Annotated in this window: 18 protein-coding genes and 1 pseudogene; 11 read left to right on the top strand and 8 right to left on the bottom strand. The window is 34.2% G+C overall.

Features of this window, described 5'->3' with window-relative positions; all coding sequences use genetic code 11:
• Window positions 1-395: 395 nt before the first annotated feature.
• The 5 genes from ACQKII_RS18985 to ACQKII_RS19005 form a co-directional block, all read right to left on the bottom strand.
• Window positions 396-881: a site-specific integrase gene (locus ACQKII_RS18985; RefSeq protein ID WP_427461919.1), complete on the bottom strand. Its 486-nt coding sequence runs from the start codon at window positions 879-881 to the stop codon at window positions 396-398.
• A complete protein-coding gene (locus ACQKII_RS18990; protein ID WP_427461921.1) occupies window positions 853-1,062 on the bottom strand; it encodes an Arm DNA-binding domain-containing protein in 210 nt (69 codons plus the stop codon). Before ACQKII_RS18990 ends, ACQKII_RS18985 begins: the two co-directional genes overlap by 29 nt.
• A 196-nt stretch (window positions 1,063-1,258) precedes the next feature.
• Window positions 1,259-1,411 (bottom strand): hypothetical protein, encoded by a 153-nt coding sequence (locus tag ACQKII_RS18995; RefSeq protein ID WP_427461923.1) that lies wholly within the window; start codon window positions 1,409-1,411, stop codon window positions 1,259-1,261.
• On the bottom strand, window positions 1,408-1,977 hold the full coding sequence (locus ACQKII_RS19000; protein WP_427461924.1) for a hypothetical protein: 570 nt from the start codon (window positions 1,975-1,977) through the stop codon (window positions 1,408-1,410). Before ACQKII_RS19000 ends, ACQKII_RS18995 begins: the two co-directional genes overlap by 4 nt.
• A 376-nt stretch (window positions 1,978-2,353) precedes the next feature.
• Window positions 2,354-2,560, bottom strand: a complete 207-nt coding sequence (locus ACQKII_RS19005) for a hypothetical protein (RefSeq protein ID WP_427461926.1) — start codon at window positions 2,558-2,560, stop codon at window positions 2,354-2,356.
• 446 nt (window positions 2,561-3,006) lie between these two features.
• On the opposite strand from ACQKII_RS19005, the gene ACQKII_RS19010 reads away from it, so the two are divergent.
• The gene (locus tag ACQKII_RS19010; RefSeq protein WP_427461928.1) at window positions 3,007-4,644 is read left to right on the top strand and encodes a DNA/RNA helicase domain-containing protein; all 1,638 of its coding nucleotides are present in this window, start codon (window positions 3,007-3,009) and stop codon (window positions 4,642-4,644) included.
• 1 nt (window position 4,645) lies between these two features.
• The gene (locus ACQKII_RS19015; RefSeq protein ID WP_427461930.1) at window positions 4,646-4,984 is read left to right on the top strand and encodes a nucleotide pyrophosphohydrolase; all 339 of its coding nucleotides are present in this window, start codon (window positions 4,646-4,648) and stop codon (window positions 4,982-4,984) included.
• 96 nt (window positions 4,985-5,080) lie between these two features.
• On the opposite strand, the gene ACQKII_RS19020 is transcribed toward ACQKII_RS19015, so the two are convergent.
• Window positions 5,081-5,434, bottom strand: coding sequence for a helix-turn-helix domain-containing protein (locus ACQKII_RS19020; RefSeq protein WP_427412229.1), 354 nt, complete (start codon window positions 5,432-5,434; stop codon window positions 5,081-5,083).
• Between the two features lie 120 nt (window positions 5,435-5,554).
• Between ACQKII_RS19020 and ACQKII_RS19025 the strand changes: the two genes are divergently transcribed.
• Together ACQKII_RS19025 and ACQKII_RS19030 are read left to right on the top strand one after the other, a co-directional pair.
• Window positions 5,555-5,866, top strand: a complete 312-nt coding sequence (locus ACQKII_RS19025) for a hypothetical protein (RefSeq protein ID WP_427461932.1) — start codon at window positions 5,555-5,557, stop codon at window positions 5,864-5,866.
• The gene (locus tag ACQKII_RS19030) at window positions 5,847-6,038 is read left to right on the top strand and encodes a hypothetical protein (RefSeq protein WP_427461934.1); all 192 of its coding nucleotides are present in this window, start codon (window positions 5,847-5,849) and stop codon (window positions 6,036-6,038) included. The genes ACQKII_RS19025 and ACQKII_RS19030 overlap by 20 nt, the downstream gene beginning before the upstream one ends.
• A 534-nt stretch (window positions 6,039-6,572) precedes the next feature.
• Here the strand turns inward: ACQKII_RS19030 and tnpC are convergent.
• Window positions 6,573-8,004 (bottom strand): annotated as a pseudogene (tnpC, locus tag ACQKII_RS19035) (IS66 family transposase); the annotation flags it as partial.
• A gap of 737 nt (window positions 8,005-8,741) precedes the next feature.
• Here tnpC and ACQKII_RS19040 point away from each other — a divergent pair.
• From ACQKII_RS19040 to ACQKII_RS19050, 3 genes are all read left to right on the top strand, one after another.
• On the top strand, window positions 8,742-10,265 hold the full coding sequence (locus tag ACQKII_RS19040) for a DNA cytosine methyltransferase (RefSeq protein WP_427461936.1): 1,524 nt from the start codon (window positions 8,742-8,744) through the stop codon (window positions 10,263-10,265).
• A gap of 634 nt (window positions 10,266-10,899) precedes the next feature.
• Entirely contained in the window at window positions 10,900-11,931 is a 1,032-nt protein-coding gene (locus tag ACQKII_RS19045; protein ID WP_427461938.1) for an ABC transporter permease, read from the top strand.
• 1 nt (window position 11,932) lies between these two features.
• Window positions 11,933-12,619 (top strand): ABC transporter ATP-binding protein, encoded by a 687-nt coding sequence (locus ACQKII_RS19050; RefSeq protein WP_427461940.1) that lies wholly within the window; start codon window positions 11,933-11,935, stop codon window positions 12,617-12,619.
• Between the two features lie 174 nt (window positions 12,620-12,793).
• Here the strand turns inward: ACQKII_RS19050 and ACQKII_RS19055 are convergent, their stop codons facing one another.
• Window positions 12,794-14,347 (bottom strand): bifunctional metallophosphatase/5'-nucleotidase, encoded by a 1,554-nt coding sequence (locus tag ACQKII_RS19055; RefSeq protein ID WP_427461942.1) that lies wholly within the window; start codon window positions 14,345-14,347, stop codon window positions 12,794-12,796.
• Between the two features lie 190 nt (window positions 14,348-14,537).
• On the opposite strand from ACQKII_RS19055, the gene ACQKII_RS19060 reads away from it, so the two are divergent.
• The 4 genes from ACQKII_RS19060 (at window position 14,538) to phnE (ACQKII_RS19075) (ending at window position 18,099) form a co-directional block, all read left to right on the top strand.
• Window positions 14,538-15,623, top strand: coding sequence for a phosphate/phosphite/phosphonate ABC transporter substrate-binding protein (locus ACQKII_RS19060; protein ID WP_427461944.1), 1,086 nt, complete (start codon window positions 14,538-14,540; stop codon window positions 15,621-15,623).
• An 83-nt stretch (window positions 15,624-15,706) separates the two neighbouring features.
• Window positions 15,707-16,492, top strand: coding sequence for a phosphonate ABC transporter ATP-binding protein (gene phnC / locus ACQKII_RS19065; protein WP_427461946.1), 786 nt, complete (start codon window positions 15,707-15,709; stop codon window positions 16,490-16,492).
• Window positions 16,467-17,282, top strand: coding sequence for a phosphonate ABC transporter, permease protein PhnE (gene phnE / locus ACQKII_RS19070; protein WP_427461948.1), 816 nt, complete (start codon window positions 16,467-16,469; stop codon window positions 17,280-17,282). Before phnC ends, phnE (ACQKII_RS19070) begins: the two co-directional genes overlap by 26 nt.
• A gap of 10 nt (window positions 17,283-17,292) precedes the next feature.
• Window positions 17,293-18,099 (top strand): phosphonate ABC transporter, permease protein PhnE, encoded by an 807-nt coding sequence (phnE, locus tag ACQKII_RS19075; protein WP_427461950.1) that lies wholly within the window; start codon window positions 17,293-17,295, stop codon window positions 18,097-18,099.
• The last annotated feature ends 35 nt before the right edge of the window (window positions 18,100-18,134 follow it).

The following is an 18,134-nucleotide window of genomic DNA, read 5'->3' on the forward strand; positions in this document are numbered from 1 at the left end:
TAGCCGTATATCTGATAAAAAAATCAATGATATACGGCTATTCGTGATGCGTACCGAAAAGGTGCGCCTATTTTTTTATAATTCGGGCTTACGTTAAGAATACAAATGCCAAAAGTAAAAAAATTAATCAAAACAATGCCAAAAGTTATAGGTAAATTCAATTGAAATCAATATAACAATATTAAATACATTGGGTATTAAAACCAAGTAGCTTGAAAAGGTTGGTATTACTGTGGTGGCAAATATATCGTTAAGAAATTGGCGAAGATATACTTAAAATCACAAAGTGTCAAATTCCTTGATATATCAAGGGTTTGGCGCTTTTTTTATTTCAAAAACTTTCAACAGATTTCAATCGTTTTTGGGTCAAACTAGGTCAAAATTAGGTCAAAGAATTAGCGTGCATTGATGTATGCTTCAAACTTATCAATGGTGCTGGCTTTTGTTTTTTTGGTCACATGTGTATAAATATCCATAGTCGTTTTTACTTCTGTATGTCCTGGCCTTTCCTGTACTTCTTTAATACTTGCACCCGCTTCAAATAATAGTGAGCAATGAGTATGGCGTAAACCATGTGTAGTAATTGGTTGTAATTTATCAATGTAGCCGTGTTTAATGGCATAATCGAGAACTTTCGCAGCATACGACTTAACCATGCGAAACCGCTTTAGCTTCTTAGCCCACTGATTTACATGCTTTTGACAAGTTGCAATATCAATCTTGTCCACTTTATAAGAACCCATAGCAGGTAAAATGTGATTTTTAAAAATACCTATAGTTTTTACAAATGTACTTTCTTCAACGCTGTTTTCGTACTGCTCAACCCACGTGTTATAAATATCTTGATAAGTCTTATATTGTTGTTTTTTTATATGTGCCACTGTATACCTTGAGCTGTAACTGATTCATAGCATCTTGCGCCTCTTTACGTGATTTAAAGCCATGTCGAGTAGTAGTTAAAGGCTTTCCAGTTAATGAATCTGTACCAAGGTAAAACTTAAACATAAAACGCTTTTCGCCATCTTTTAATGTGTACTCTTTGATTTGGGGATTTCTCGCCAAAGTAATTCCTCCTCTGTACTGCTTACGGAGACAGAGTGTAAAGTGAGTAGTACCTTACATACTTATCATATTATTTATAGCGTTTAAAGACAAATTAGAGTTTGTAGAAAAAAAAAGAACAAGTCTAAAAAGACCTTGTTCTAATAGTTCATATGTTAAATATAATTTTCAAATATTGGATTTGATTTCCTCTGTTTCAACAATATAAACCATCACCGCTATATTTGTTTTCATCCTTCACTGTGCTACGATACCCTACCGCTTCACAGGAGACGGAGAATAATTCTCCGACCTCCCATCCCGGCATATAATCATTAGAAGTTACTCCCTTCACGTCATACATAGTCATTGGCAATTCTCCCATCTATGTTTATTTCCGTAGAAGTTATCAAGATCATCAAACGAAGCTCTGAAGATATTTAAATTAAAGTTATTCACCTCCTGCGTACCTTGAATGAATCCTAGCATGTCATCTGAGACGTTAGAAGCGTCCTCAGCCCATTCGTTCACCACTTTGTATACTTCTTTGTCGTAAGCCGTTGAGCGGGTCATAAGGACCGATGTAGCTAAGTTCTGAGTGATGCCGTTATAAGCGTTGATTGCGTTATCGAAATTTAGTGATCCATCTTCATTAAGTGCCACACGTTTAAACTCTAGGTAATTCGCATACATTTTGTCTAAAGTGATTGCGTTTTCAGGTGACAGACAAGATTTATCAGTAGCGGGCTCGTGGATCACCTCAACCGCTTCGGATTCTACCACCTTAGCAATTTCACCTTCCGAGCTCAAACTTTCTTGCTTGATCTTTGTAGGATAACTATCGGTAGATACGAGATACCATATAGCTATGATACCCATCACTATAATAGATGTTAAAAATGCAATTATTACTTTGTAAACGTTATTCTTTTTCATTGTTCAATAACCTCCAAATTATGCCCTGAAATATAACCAAGTTTTGTTTCTCCACCACCACATTCTTAACTAACCATAAATCTCTCGCCGTTTTCGAATCCATTTAAGTGCTCTGAAATGTTACTTTTCAACTCCACCGGGCTACTGACAACCCAACCAGTCATCTATATAAGTTGAGCGTCTCTACTACGTTCACACTCTAAATTATCCCCGACCACATTGCACATTAACTTCTTCATCATCCATACCCTTTTACAGAGACAGAGTGTAAGATAGAGTAGTACCTTACATACTTATCATATTATGTATAATGTTTCAAGATAAATAAGAGTGTGTAGACAAATATAAAAAGAACAAGCTTAATAATGAGCTTGTTCTAATAGTTCAAATATTGAATAAAATTTTCAAATGCATTAGCTTTGATTTCCTCTGTTTCAACAATATAAACATTTGATGTAATGTCCATAAAGCTTACATCTGTAAGTAGGTCTACATAACGCTCCTTCACATAAAACGTCTTCTTAAAATCCAAAATTTCACTTTCATCTAACGTTAATAATTGCTCGAATTGGTCCATATTCATATTGCATCATTCACTTTCTAATTATTATTAGATTAATGGCGTTTTTTCTATATAATAGTAAGTATAAATAGTAAGTATACTAAAAAAGAAATATGAAATGTAAAAATTATGAAAAAAGCAGGTAATTAGGAGTGCAACAACAAACTTAGGCTTAGATTTAGTTAACAGGTGAAATATAGCTGTTTAAAAAACCTTAGTTACCGTTTAAATACGGAAACTAAGGTTCTGTATTGGTGGATGCCAAAAAGCAGGAATAAAAGATAAAAGCTATAACGAAATTATTAGTTTCTCAAAGTTGATGAAGAGAATTGATTATTTTTATAGGGTTTAATTTTATTAGTCATTGCAATTTATACTACAACTTTTAAGTTCAAAGTAGGATTTATGAGAATGCGTTAAAAAATATAATGAAGAAATAGCCTTGCAAAGTGATAAGGAGTAAAGAAATGACAGCTATCGAAATTCTATCATGGCCTTTTATACAAGAAAGCATTAATCAAATCAACAACAAAGAGCAGTATTTAAATTATCCAGTCATTTATGTTTTAAATGGCAATAAGGAAGCTTATATTGGTGAAACTGTTTATTTTAAAAATCGTATGAAAGCTCATTTAAAAGCACGTAAAAATATTAAACAAGTAAATTTGATTAAGCACGAACACTTTAATCGTTCAGCAACCTTTCATCTAGAGACAAAGCTGATTAACTACTTCCTTGGTGATGAAAAATATACGCTTCAAAATAAAAGTAAGACGGTTAGCGATTTTACTCATAACTACTACAATAAGCCTTATTACGATCAACAACTATTTAAAGAACTTTGGCAAAAACTATATGAACAAAAGCTTGTCGATAATGAGTTACATGTGATTGAAAACAAAGATATTTTTAAATTATCTCCTTTTAAAGAATTATCTTTAGAACAACTTGAATTAAAAGATAAAGTACTTGAATTTTGTGAGAAACGAGTAACTCAAAACTCAAGTAAATATGGAAGTCTATTAGTCATTGAAGGTGAAGCGGGCGTTGGTAAAAGCGTTGTCTTAAGTTCTATTTTCAACACCATTCAAGAAAGAGCTGAAGAAGCATCTTCAAACTTATATCGTACAGAAAATTATTTAGCTGTGAACCATGAGGAAATGTTCAAAACGTATAAAAATATAGCTAAACAGGTGAAGCATTTAAAAGGGAAAAACTTTGCAAAGCCTACATCTTTGATTAATACGTTGCAAAAAGAGGAAAAAAAGGCTGATATCATTTTCGTTGATGAAGCGCATTTACTGTTAACAAAGCCAGATACTTATAATGGCTTCCACGGCAATAATCATTTAGAGGAGTTTTTGAAGCTAGCAAAGGTAGTTGTCATCATTTATGATCAAGATCAAGTATTAAAACTAAAGAGCCTATGGGGAGCAGCAACATTAGAAGGACTCAAGAAATTAAGCACTTTTCACGAAGAATACCAGTTAACAAACCAATTCCGCATGCAAGCAAATGATGACGTAATCAATTGGATAAACGAGTTTAAGCGGAAAAAATTATTGCCGCTTCCTAAAGATAAAAACTATGAATTTAAAGTGTTTGAATCTTTGAAGGACATGCATGATGAAATTAAATCCAAAAATACACAGCACGGTTTAAGTCGTATTGTATCAACTTTTGATTACTTACATAAAAAAGATGGTGGGACCTACTACGTGAAAGAATCAAATGGTGAATACCAACTACCATGGAATACAACAAGTACAAAATATACGTGGGCTGAAAAAGCTGAAACCGTTTATGAGGCTGGTTCAATATATACAATACAAGGCTTTGATTTAAAATATGTTGGAGTCGTGCTTGGGCCTTCTGTTCAATATGACGTTACTAAAGATGAAATCATTATTGATACGAGTAAGTATATGGATAAAGGTGCTTATACAGGTATGGATGGAATTAAAAATGTAAATGAAGCAAAGGAAAAAATCGTCCTAAACTCAATCAATATCTTGATGAAGCGAGGAATTAAGGGGCTGTACATTTATTCAAGTGATGAAGCATTACGTAATAAACTTTTAGAATATCAAAAAGAAGGTGAATAGCATGAGTGAGTTAGAACAACTACGTGAAAACATTTTGCACTTCCGAGACCAACGAAACTGGCAGCAATTCCATAATCCTAAGGATCTAGCACTCTCCTTATCACTTGAAGCGAGTGAATTATTAGAGCTATTTCAATGGAAAACGAGTGAAGAAGCAGTTGAAAAGAACTTAGATAAGATGAAGGATGAGCTAGCTGATGTTTTGATTTATGCAATATTGTTTGCGAATGAAACGGATTTGGACTTAGTAAAAATAATAAATAATAAACTTCAAAAAAATAATGAAAAATATCCCATTGAAAAGTTTGCTGGAAAAAATACTAAATACAATGAGATATAAATATTAATACAAATATATAATATTCATCTAAATAGCAGTTTAAAAAACCTTAGTTTACGTTTAAATACGAGAAACTAAGGTTTTTCTTATGGGAAATTATCTGATATAGGGAAGTAACAGTACATATAATCCCTTTTTTTGTTCCTCTGATAAATTTTTAATTATATTAAATAATTCGTCATCTATATTTTCACTTTGTAGAGATTTATCTTGTGGAATCTTAATAGTTGTATCAACTTTGTTTTCCAGCAATAAAAAGAATGAGCTAAGCGTTAGTCCAAATTGTTCGCAAATTTCACTTAACAGTGCATAATTCGCTTCCTGAATACCGCTTTCTATTCGTGAAATAGATGCTTGAGAAATATCTAATTTTTGAGCAAAATCGCTCATACTTAAATTATTTTCTTTGCGTAACGAACGTATTAACTGTCCTATTTGCAAGTTATTCATATATGTTATTTCAACTCCACTTTATATCGTTTAATTAATCGTACAGTTATTGTATTTTACAATCAATAGAAAATAAATTATACTTAAAACGTAAATATACATAATAAGTAAATGAGGGGGTTGAACGTTATCGGAAACTTTGAATCAGCACTTATTTTATTAATTGATGAAAGGATTGATGTGCTTTATCATAACAAAGTTTTTAGGAATCACCAAAATGAAATGGTTAAAGATGTTAAACAGAAATTATCCAAAACTCTTTCAGGCATAAGTGAAAGAGAAGTTAAAGAGATTTCTGAGTCGATACAGATATCAATTCTTAATTATCAACACTTATTATTTCAAGATATATACAAGCAAGGCTTTTTAGATGGGATTGTACTCAGAGAAAAAATACCAGGGGGATTGATAAATGATGAAAGTACTTTTTAAAGGTCAACTCACGATGGATGTATACAAAATTGTAGAGAGTTTAGAGGATGAAGAAGCTACACGAAATTTAGCACATGAAGATATTACATCTGAATTGTTTAAAGAACTAAGGACATTAGTCGAAGCAAAAGGCTATCGCCGTTCCTTACGTGGGGATAAATTTAGAATATGAGGGTGTACCTACTACACAATATGAATCAATAGTAAATAAAGCTATTAATGAAGCAAGGCATCGTGAAATTTATATTCGTGGAAAAGGAACTATAACACATATAACTTTTTAATCTATAGCATTTAATGTTGCAGCTTTTTGGGGTTAAAATTACTTCTAAAAAACTGCTTTTTCTATAATTGTAAATTCAATATTGAAATCCTTGTATTGTAAGAGGTGACGCAGTTGAATAAAGACAACATAGAAATCGAAAAATTAAAAACATTATTTTCCAAAGATAAAATTTATAATGCGTTAATAAAGTATAGTGATCAAGAAGAAGTGCTTTTTCCGAAGTTTTTAAAAACTTTAAGTGTTAAACAACTGTATACATTTGTAGAAGTCTCGAAGATTCTTAAAATAAATGATAGTAGTTTACTCTACTACATTACAAAGTTATGTGTAAGCCCGAATTATAAAAAAATAGGCGCACCTTTTCGGTACGCATCACGATTAGCTGTATATCATTGTTTTTTTATCAGATATACGGCTATTTTATTTTCCACATGTAGCTTGGATGTTTTTTGACCAAGGCATGTACTGATTTATAATTTCTAGGTTTCAGTGGATTTCCAGATTCGGTAGATCCGTCATTAACTTCATCAGGTATTGATAGAAGTCCACACCATTTGCTTTGGCCGTTTCAGCGATGCTTAAGCAGATGGCGTTTGCTTTTGCACCTGCTTCACTGACAGAGAAAAGCCAATTTTTTCTCCCTATGACGTTGGATGAATGGCATTTTCAGCCAGATTATTATCGATTTCAAAACGCCCATCATTCAAGAATGCTTTTAGACCATTCACTCGATTGAGTGTGTATTCCGCAGCCTTTGCAAGCGCATTTTTTCCGTAGAACGGCGATTTTTCAACCCAATCCAGAAACTTTTCAACGATTGGTTTCGAATGCTTTTTACGTTGTTTTCGACGTTTCCCTGGAGACATGTGCTTAAACTTACGTTCAAGTCGATATAAATCATCGCAATATTTTACGCCGATTTGCCCGTTTTTACTATCCGCCTTCAACCAATAACGACGAACATGTGCCTAACAATTGGCGAAGGTTACACCTTCTAGTTTGCCATAAGCAGAATAACCATCACAAACAATTGTGCCAGTATAACCCTTCGTAAAATCTTCAAGGACAGACCGAGCTCGTGATAACGAACTCTGAAATAGAATAAACGTGGGATCTTGGCCCGGCACACTTCGGTAAACCCAATTTAATTGTAGGCATTCGATTGACCGGACTTTCCATCCGAACGCTTAAGTATTTGTGCATATGTTTCATCGACATGTAAAACTGATTTCGCCATCATGATTGATTTCATTTGTTCGTAAACAGGTAATAACCAATCCCCCGCTGCGCGAATGACCCAGTTTGAAAGGTTTTTATCATTCGTATGTAAGCCATGACGTTCCCATTCCTTTACCTGACGGTAAAGAGGTAAGTATTGGACAAATTTATCATGGATAAGTTTTGCTAGAACACTTGAGCCTGCAATACTACGTTGAATGGCAGGTTGTGGCGCTTTCCCACGTTTAATCTGCGCTTTTTGGGATGAATCGCTTTTGCAGCTTTTACATTCGTAAGCATGTTCAACGTGTTGAACTTTCATCATCGTTGCGGGAATGAATTTCACTTCTTCACGTGCGATAGTTGAGCCAATTTCAATCATTTGTCCATGGCAACAGTCGCACTTCGTACTTTCTGGAAGATGGTGAATCGTTTCTATTTTTAGGCCATCACGAAGTGAATCATTGCGCTTTTTCTTATGTATTTTACGTACAACTGTATAGGAAATTATGTGAGTGCTTTGTTCTTCTGTGTGCTCAGAATCGCTAAAAGACGGATCATCATCAAATAATGATCCTTGCCCGTCTGGCGCAGTGTATTTTGATTTCTCGGTTTTCGATCCGTATAAAAGTTTTTCGGCTTAAATGTTAATAATTTACGTTTAAACATAAAAAACAAAGAGATTAAACCAAATGTCTCTAGAGATAAATTAGATTCTGGTAACTTCAAAAAATTAAGGAATTCTATAGTGCAAGCTATCTATCTGTTTGTTTTAGAAAATTCTCGTGATAGTATTGAAAAATTACTTTTAAAAGAGTATATATACCAGTATCATAATTACAATGAAACTTATTATTTGAAAATAGAGTATCAACAAAAGATACAGAATTTCGGGGGTTAGTTTTTATAATATGTTCTTATTTTAGAATGGTTTGACAGAGTTAGCTATTCAACGTGGAATTTCAGTGAAAATTATTACTTTTAGTTTTATTATTGCGGTCTATATCTCTGATTGTTATTATGGGGTGAAAATTTGTATTCACAAATTACAACAATTAAATTACAATAGGACGTATAATAAATTGTTAGAAAATAGTAATTGCCCATAATCGTGAACTAAAAATGAAATTTAACCCAAGTAAACCTAGTAAAAGTAACTCACTCAGTTCTACAAAATGTAGCATTTGTTGCAACTCACAACTGAAGAAATAATAGTAAACTCAAAAGAGAATCTTTTTGATTCTCTTTTTTTTGCTCGTGGTAATGATAACTCTAAAATAAATGATAATAAAGAATATATTTAATTCATTAAATACATAATTTTCTAATTATTAAATGATAACAAGTTAATTTAAAGGTAGGAGAAGGGATATGACATTGAATTCACAAAAACCAACTGTTGTTTCGTTATATTGTGGTGCAGGTGGTTTAGATTATGGTTTTAGTAAAGCAGGATTTGAAATTATATTAGGAATTGATGTGGACAGTAATAGTTGTAAGACTTACATAAATTCTTTAAATACAAAAACACTTAATACGGACATCCGAAAAATTAATGCTCATAGTCTTCCTGATTCTGATGTAATAATTGGTTCTTTAATAATAAGTGCTCCATTTGCTATTTCTAATAAATACTTGGTGAATGAACATACTGAAGTAATTATTGAAATTTTAAAGATAAAAAAGCCTAAAGCGATTGTATTTGAATCGGTAAAGGGACTTCTGAATTTTCAAAAAGGTTCATTATTTAAATACTTAATTAACGAATTTACTTTAATAGGTTACGATATAAAGTATAGTGTATTAAATTCAGTTAATTATGGAATGGCTCAAAAAAAAGAAAGACTGATTATTGTAGGAATTTTAGATAATGGACTAGGTAATAAATACGAATTTCCATCTGAAATAAATGGAGTAGTTAACTTAAAACATGTTTTGGGGGATTTTGAAAAAAATATTGAAGAGTATGAAAAAGTTTCGAATGTGAATTTTTTGTCTAAAAGAAATCACATTTTACTTAATCTTGAGTCAGTAGCGCCTACTTTGTTTTATAGGCATATATACTACCTAAAGCATAAGGATTATTTTGTTCGTTTAACCTCAAAAGATGCCGCTGCCATACAATCTTTTCCTAAAAGTTTTGAGTTTATAGGTAATGAAGCATCTAAGTTTAGGCAAATTGTGTCTGCTTTCCCACCTAAATTAGCATTTTTTGTTGCTAAAGAGCTATTTAGTATTTTTAATTGGGAAGCTAATAAAGGTGATTCTCTACAGTTTGATAATGATAATGATAATGTAAATGTAAATGAAATTAACGTCGTTATGACCGACCAATTAAAAATAAAAAATAATTCAAATTTAGATATAAAGAAGAATATGGAAAGGGACCTTAGTTCGATTAAACCTGGTACAATACAAGCAAGTGATTATCATGAATTTATATTTAAAAATTTAAAATATATTTTCGACAAAGACCTTAGAAGAGGGAAAAAAGAAGTGAAAATAAATGGGGGAAGAAAACGCATCGATATTACATTTGATAATACAGTAGGAGATGGTTTCTTTTCAGATTTGAAGAATTTGTATGATATTAAGTCTGCAAAAATTTTAATAGAATGTAAGAATTATAGTTCAGATTTAGAAAATCCTGAGTTTGACCAACTTCTTGGAAGATTCAATAAAAAATATGGTGAATTCGGAATATTAGTTTGTAGAAATATTTTTGACAAGAGCAAAAATATTGATAGATGTAAAGATATAGTTAATAGTGGAAAAGGTTGGGTTATAATGCTTTCTGATAAAGATATAAATGCATTACTATCATTGAGAGGTAAAAATGATTATGAAGGTATCAATGATTACATGAGTGATTTATTTAATGAAATAATTCTGTAAGATTTCCAAACTTTTAAATAATAAAAATAAATTTTATAGATTAAATTATAGATTGTATATCTATATTTAAATATTTCATATTTTAATATTATTGTGTTAATATTAAAATTATGGAAGGTCTTAGAACCAAGTTCGTAAATATGTAATACTCCCTAGTGGAGAAAATCGTTAAATATAAAAGTATGGAAAACTCTCAATTGCTTGTGGCTCTAAGGACGCCTGTTTGTCGGCATAATGCTACGTGAATTGCGAATAGGCAAACTACACGCGTAGAAGCTAAAGTATTGGAGTCTTTGGACGCGGGTTCGACCCCCGCCGTCTCCATACACCGAAATCATATAGTTTCAAAACAGTCAAAACCCTTAATCCTAAAGGGTTTTGGCTTTTTTGTTTTGTCATAAAGCATCAGTGAATATCATTCTATCGTAGTTAAAATCTTAATTGATTTTTCAATAGGTCGATCTGTGATGGGCAAGTATGCATCAATAGCTCGCGAAATCGTTAGCCAATGCTCTTCTTGCAAAGCGATATTTCAAAATACTACAGCTTTGTTTTGAATGTAATGGTTTGTTCATCTTCCGTTCATATAGGCGATGTATTGTAAGCTTATAAAAGTGATTGGGGGCGTTTATTAATGAACCTTGCTTGGAAAGAAATTAAGAAATATAAAGTGAAATTCTTGATATTGGGTTCAATTGTTTTTCTTGTGAGTCTACTAACCTTTATAATTTCGGGTTTGGCAAATGGATTATCGCAGGACAATGCTGCTTTAATTAAAGATCTACCAGAAGGGCAATTTTATATGAATAAAGATGCAGATGAAAGTTATAATCTGTCAAGAATAGATAGTCGTATCCAAGATGAAATTTTAAACCAACAAAAGGATGCTGTAGCGTTTTCCATTCAAATGGGCTTTGTAAATGATGAGGCTGGTAAGCAGCAAAGCATTGCTTTTGTAACTTCTACGGCTTCAACATTATTTGCAAATGTTAAACATGAGGAAGTTATTTTAGATAGCTCATTGAAAGATAAAGGTATACAGGTTGGAGATACATTAACGAATAATCAATTTAACGGCAAGTTTGTTGTAAAGGGTTTTGTGGAACAAAAGAAATTTAGTCATGCCCCAGTTGCTTATATTAGTATAGAAGATTATAAAGAAATGTATCGTGTTGAAGAAATGCAATTAGTGTTCACACCAGGTGGGGATGCGTCACAATTTACAGGGTTACAATCCTTTTCAAATAAAGATTTTCTTAATACTATTCCCAGCTACAGCGCAGAGCAGATGTCCCTTAATATGATTGTTTGGTTTTTAGTAGTAATTAGTGGCATGTTGTTTGCAATCTTTTTCTACATGATGAATGTTCAAAAAATTGGTTTATACGGTATTTTAAAAGCAATTGGTTTAAAAACAAGTAGATTATTCAAAATGATATGGACACAGATGGTTGTTATTACAATCATTTCTCTTGTGCTGTCTATTATACTGAGTCAAATTTTTAATGCGATTGCACCGAAAGGAATGCCTTTTAGTTTAACGCTTGAAACAACAATGCAATTGTCTTTAGTATTCCTAATTATTGGATTTATAGGCGCTACCATTTCTGGGATGCAAATTAAAAAAATAGAGCCATTACAAGCGATACAGCAAGGAGAGATCTAATATGACACTATTTACAATGGAGAATGTTAGAAAAACTTTTACGAATGGTGAAGTGCAGGAAGAAATACTAAAAGGCATTAGTCTTTCCCTGAATGAAGGTGAAGTGACAGCATTAGTGGGCGCCTCTGGTTCTGGAAAAAGTACATTGCTTACTATAGCTGCGGGACTTCAACCTACATCAGATGGTCAAGTCATATTCGAAGGGAAAAATATGATGAGTTTGAGTGCAGAGCAAATTCGAAAAGTGCGAGCAAGTAAATTCGGTTTTATCTTTCAATTTGCGCACTTAGTGCCATTTCTTACAGTAGAAGAACAACTCATGCTCATGCTAGATGTTTCTGAATCAAAATTAAAGAAACATGAACAAAAAAAAGAGGTTCATCGGATACTAAAATTAGTGGGGATGGATCATCGAACAAATGCCTATCCTCCTTCATTATCAGGGGGGGAGAAACAGCGGGTTGCCATTGCACGTGCAATTATCCATAAGCCGAAAGTTCTCTTCGCAGACGAACCAACGGCAAGTTTAGATTCAAAAAGATCTGAAGATGTTATGTTGTTAATCCGAGATCTGACTAAAACATTAAACATTACTACTTTAATGGTGACACATGACGAAGAAATGCTTCCATATACTGATAAAGTAATTAAATTGAGCGATGGTCAAATTCTACAAAATGACGATTAAATGTGTACACTATAGGTAAAATTGACTGCCACAGCCTTTTGGGTTGTGGTTTTTTATATGCTGATTGGAAAGTTTATGCTTTATTGCTTTTTCGGAAACTTTAAGAAGCTTATTTTCTGTTTTGTCCGTACATATAGAACCAGTTTAACTCTTATAAAGAGATTTAATTTAAGTTCAAAATAGTATCTTCCAATTCTGATGATGCGTCGCTTGTATGATTGGATGCTTTTCAAAATAACGCGTAATGAGTTCGGTCATATCAGTTTGAACATCTTTTACAATGGGACATTCTGCAAAATAGGGGAAGTTCCCAGCGCCGGTAGCACGATAGTTATTCATCACGACATCATAGGAGGTTTGCAGATTTAATGGCTCGCCCTGAAATGTCACTTCTGTTACTCTTTCTCCAATGGGACGACGAATATCTAGGGTGTAGTTGATTCCTTCCCACATATCATAGTTATAGGGTTGTGCTTTCGGATAAAGAAAGCTTTTTGCTATCGTTAAATCTCCATCCTTTAGTGAAAAATAGCTGGCATTTTGTTCAAGCGCTTGGATAATATGTTGCCCCTTCACTTGTAACACTTTTAAGGTATTGGGAAAAATATAGTTTGTCACAATATGTCTTCTCGTGACATCCTTTGGAAACCCTCCAGGTCCATCGTGAAATAATGCCGTACATGAGATGGAGGTGTTGGTCAATGCCATTTGTACATTTTGAATAAAGTCGATATATGGATGTTTATAGACACGTACATGAAAGGCATTTTCAAATAACATGTTTCCTTCAATGGTCCCTAGGGGCTCATCCAACCAGTTTTCCGTTTGTTGATGAATGGATGCCACGAGCGATGTTACTTGCGGGCAAGCGGGTGTATTTTCTTCTACGTAATGTAAGGCTGCTTCATGTTGCATGTTGATGATTTGTCCATCCTCTATATCGAGATCAATGGTAATAGCTGCTAAGCAATTTCCTTTCGTGCCAGGCTGTACTACGGATTTGGCGAAGGCTTTTGTCGCAATTTCTTGATGTTGATGGCCAGTGATGACAATATCGCAATCAAGTTCTTTACACAGGACATAACCTTGATTTTCTCCTGTGTATGGTTCGATTAATTCCCCTGATGATAAATCATGTGAAAATCCACCGTGATAACACAGCACCACCACATCTACCTTTTCATGTTGACGTATATGCGTAATCCACCTTTTTGCGCTCTCAAAGGCATCATGAAAATCTAAGCCCTCGATATGAGTCGCCTCCTCCCAAACGGGTACAAAATGCGTTGTGACACCAATGATACCAATGCGTATCCCGTCTAATTCTGTGACAATATAGGGTTGCGTAAATGTTGACCCATCTTTATGAAAAATATTCCCGCTTAACCAAGGGAATTGTGATTGTGTAACTGCTTTTTTTAAGAAGGGGAGCCCGTAATTAAATTCATGATTCCCAAATATCGCAACATCATAGTCTAAGAAATTGGCTACTTCGATAATGGGGTTTGGTCTATCGGAGCGACTGGCATGGTAATAAGAAGCTAGCGGACTACCTTGTATTAAATCGCCATTATCAATTAACAGACTTGGTGTTTGTTTACGTAATTCCTCTATAATGCTTGCTAATTTCACTAACCCTAAAGGTTCTAATGTACGACGATAGGTAGTAGGCATAAGGTAGCCATGGATGTCACTTGTTACAAGTATTTGCAGTTTTTTTGTCACCATAATATTGCTTAACCTCCAAATGATTTGAATTGACTTTAGTATACGATGTTTAAGCAGCTAAAAAAGAAGTAGTAAAAGAAATTTACAATAAATTTACATATTTTAGAAAATAATATAAACATTTCATATGTGTTTAACAATGCTTTGCTATATTTATGGAGCATTAAAAAAACCTGAGGGGGAAATACATTTGAAAAAGTTTCTTATGTTCGCAACAGCATGTCTGCTTGCTGTATTACTAGTAGCATGTGGAAATGAATCAACAGAAAATAATGAATCAAGCGGGGCAACGAATGCAGATAATTCAGAAGCAGAAGAGGCTTCTGGTAACAAACAGCTTGAAAAACTTTCAATTGGATTTGTGCCATCTCGTGATCCACAAGAAATTATTACAGCAACAGAACCATTAAAAGATTTGTTGAAAACAGAACTAGCAAGCTTAGGTTATGACGTAGATAAAATCGATATTACAGTTGGGACAAATTATGAGGCTGTGGGAGAAGCATTATCTGCTGGAACAACGGATATTGGCTTTATTCCAGGAGGTACATATGTCCTTTATGACGATGGAGCAGAAGTAATTTTAACAGCTACGCGTGCAGGATTAAACAATGATTCAGATAAACCTGCTGATTGGAATCAAAATGAACCAACAGAAGCAACGGCAGAGCAAGCAATTTCCTATCGTGGGATTTTAATTGCAGGTCCATCAGCAAAAGGTCAAGAACTGGCAGCAAAAGTAAATAAGGGTGAAGCATTAACATTTGAAGATTTAGATGGTGCGAACTGGAATGTTATGTCTTCTTCTTCACCAGCAGGCTATATTTATCCTGCACTATGGTTACAAGAAAACTATAAGAAAACGATTACCGATTTATCTAAAGTTGTACAAGCAGATTCTTATGGTACAGCCTTTGCTCGTTTAGCTTCAGGACAAACAGATTTACTCGTTACGTTTGCCGATGCTCGTCGTGATTACGAAGAAGCTTGGACGACTGACTTTAATCGTAAAGCAGATATTTGGGCAGAAACAGATTTAATCGGTGTGATGCCTGCTATTTATAATGACACAATTAGTGTAAGTAAAAACGCAGAGATTATGGACGATGAACTAAAAAAAGTATTACAACAAGCGTTCATTAATATCGGAAAGTCTGAAGAAGGTGAAGCCGTTATCGCTGTGTATAGTCATGAGGGTTATCAAGAAGCAACGGATTCAGACTATGATAATGAGCGTAAAGCACAAGAAATTGTACAACAATTAGGTTCAAAATAATGGACAAATGTTCAATCGAATAACAAGCGGAAATGAGAACGTTCTAGCAATGTTCTCATTTTTTCTAAGAATGGAGTAAGGACATGATTGCTTTTAAACAAGTACAAAAACAATATCCCAATGGTTTTTCAGCATTGAAAAATGTGGACTTGCAAATTCAACAAGGCGAATATGTCGCAATTATTGGGCTTTCAGGGGCAGGGAAGTCAACGCTATTACGCTGTATCAATCGAATGCATGAAATTACAGGAGGCACATTATTGGTTGATGAGGTGGATATTCATACATTGAAGGGAAAAAGTGTACGTCAATTTCGACGTAATATTGGTATGATCTTTCAATCTTTTAATCTAGTCACACGTATTTCGGTCATCAAAAATGTACTCGTGTCTTTCGTTCCGGAAATGCCTTTTTGGAGAAAATTGTTGGGGGTTTTCACAGAACAGCAGAAGAAGCAGGCTTTGATGGCATTAGATCGCGTAGGAATTTTAGATAAAGCCTATGTACGTGTAGATCAACTGTCAGGCGGGCAGCAACAACGTGTGGCACTGGCACGTACTTTAGCGCAAAATCCCAAAATCATATTAGCAGATGAACCAGTAGCCTCACTAGACCCAGTAACAGCCCATCAAGTAATGGATGATTTTCGACGCATCAATAAAGAACTCAACATGACGGTTATTATGAACATTCATCATGTGGAATTAGCGCTCGAATATGCTAATCGGGTTATTGGCATTCGTGCTGGTGAAATCGTTTATGATGGAGCGGCAAAGGATGTCACAGAGGCAGTGCTTCAGCAAATTTATAATGGTCAGGTTGAAGAAGGGAGTAGCGTAGTAGATGTTCGAAAAGCTGTTACCAACTAAAAAAATAATACTTCCAAATGGAAAAGTAGTGACCGAAAAGCGAGCTCTTACGCCATTAGTTGTGGTAGCGATTCTTGTGCTTACTTATTTCTCAGCTGTAATTACAGGCTTTAATGTTGAAACGATTATGAAACGAAGCGCACAATTTTTTGTGATTTTACAACAGATGGTTCCGCCGACTTGGGCGTATTTCCCTTACATTTGGCAACCATTACTAGATACCATTAAAATGTCGCTTTTGGGCTCTTTAATGGGCGTTCTATGTGCATTACCGTTAGCAATCCTTGCAGCAAGTAATATGACGAAGTGGAAGTGGTTGTCAGCAACAATGAAGTTTCTTCTTAGTTTACTGCGTACGCTACCAACTTTAATTGTCGCATTAGTTGCGACCTTCGTTTTTGGCTTAGGAACGGTCGCCGGTACAGTGGCAATTTTCTTATTTACAGTCGCCTATGTAGGGAAATTATTATACGAGCAAATCGAAAATGCCAATATGGATGCTTATGAGGCTATGAATTCAATGGGCTTAACAAACATCCAGTCATTTCGTTATGCAATTTTCCCTCAAATTCTTCCTAATTATTTATCTACGTCTTTATTTTGCTTCGAAGGAAACGTACGGTATGCCTCTATTTTAGGGTATGTCGGAGCAGGTGGAATCGGGCTATTGTTAAATGAGAGTTTAGGCTGGAGAAATTATGCGAACGTCGGCATGATTTTACTCTTACTAGTCGTCACGGTCTTTATGATTGAAACCATTAGTGAACATTATCGAAAGAAATTAATGTAGGAGATTACGCATGGATGTCATTCAAAAACAATATAAACTAGAACCGAATCGTCGTATCACGCAATTAGTGACCATCTTCATTTTATGCCTTCTTTTTGGATGGTCTTTATCGGCAATTGAATTTGAGCAGCTGACAACGAATGGTTTTACAATTGCTAAAAATATTTTAGTCGGTATGGTTCAGCCAGATTTGTCCTTATTAGTGAATGTTACGACAAGTGGTGTGCCATATTTATTAATTGAAACAATGGCGATTGCATTTTTAGGAACAATCGTTGGTTCGATTTTAGCCATTCCACTTGCTTTTTTGTCCGCTTCTAATATTGTCCCAAAGCCAATTGCCTATGTTGTTCGATTTTTATTAATTTTGATTCGAACAATCCCAGCGATTGTGTATGGGTTAATGTTTATTCGTGTAACGGGACCAGGACCTTTTGCAGGTGTCCTTACAATGTCTCTCGTAAGTATTGGTATGTTATCGAAATTATATGTAGACGTCATTGAAGATCTAGATATATCCATTCTAGAATCGATGGAATCAATCGGCTGCACAACATTAGAAAAAATTCGATTTGGACTATTGCCGCAGCTTTTGGCATCCTTTTTATCAATTGTAATTTATCGTTTTGATATGAATTTACGAGATGCAACCGTACTTGGTTTAGTGGGTGCTGGAGGTATTGGAGCGCCATTAATCTTTGCGATGAATGCCTATCGATGGTCAGAGGTTGGTTCGATTTTAATAGGCTTAATCTTGCTTATTTTAATCGTTGAATATATGTCCAACAAAATTCGCACAAAATTAGTTAGGGGGTAATAAAAAGGTTTCGAATAATGTTTTTACTGCGGGCT

Origin of the sequence: Lysinibacillus sp. NPDC048646 (assembly GCF_050272295.1) — a bacterium.
In the GTDB taxonomy this organism is placed as follows: domain Bacteria; phylum Bacillota; class Bacilli; order Bacillales_A; family Planococcaceae; genus Lysinibacillus.

Bases quoted from the DNA above. Each gene is read 5' to 3' on its own strand.
- ACQKII_RS18995 (WP_427461923.1), bottom strand. From the start codon at position 1,411: ATGACTATGTATGACGTGAAGGGAGTAACTTCTAATGATTATATGCCG.
- ACQKII_RS19000 (WP_427461924.1), bottom strand. From the start codon at position 1,977: ATGAAAAAGAATAACGTTTACAAAGTAATAATTGCATTTTTAACATCT.
- ACQKII_RS19005 (WP_427461926.1), bottom strand. From the start codon at position 2,560: ATGAATATGGACCAATTCGAGCAATTATTAACGTTAGATGAAAGTGAA.
- ACQKII_RS19010 (WP_427461928.1), top strand. From the start codon at position 3,007: ATGACAGCTATCGAAATTCTATCATGGCCTTTTATACAAGAAAGCATT.
- ACQKII_RS19015 (WP_427461930.1), top strand. From the start codon at position 4,646: ATGAGTGAGTTAGAACAACTACGTGAAAACATTTTGCACTTCCGAGAC.
- ACQKII_RS19020 (WP_427412229.1), bottom strand. From the start codon at position 5,434: ATGAATAACTTGCAAATAGGACAGTTAATACGTTCGTTACGCAAAGAA.
- ACQKII_RS19030 (WP_427461934.1), top strand. From the start codon at position 5,847: ATGATGAAAGTACTTTTTAAAGGTCAACTCACGATGGATGTATACAAA.
- ACQKII_RS19040 (WP_427461936.1), top strand. From the start codon at position 8,742: ATGACATTGAATTCACAAAAACCAACTGTTGTTTCGTTATATTGTGGT.
- ACQKII_RS19045 (WP_427461938.1), top strand. From the start codon at position 10,900: ATGAACCTTGCTTGGAAAGAAATTAAGAAATATAAAGTGAAATTCTTG.
- ACQKII_RS19050 (WP_427461940.1), top strand. From the start codon at position 11,933: ATGACACTATTTACAATGGAGAATGTTAGAAAAACTTTTACGAATGGT.
- ACQKII_RS19055 (WP_427461942.1), bottom strand. From the start codon at position 14,347: ATGGTGACAAAAAAACTGCAAATACTTGTAACAAGTGACATCCATGGC.
- phnC (WP_427461946.1), top strand. From the start codon at position 15,707: ATGATTGCTTTTAAACAAGTACAAAAACAATATCCCAATGGTTTTTCA.
- phnE (WP_427461948.1), top strand. From the start codon at position 16,467: ATGTTCGAAAAGCTGTTACCAACTAAAAAAATAATACTTCCAAATGGA.
- phnE (WP_427461950.1), top strand. From the start codon at position 17,293: ATGGATGTCATTCAAAAACAATATAAACTAGAACCGAATCGTCGTATC.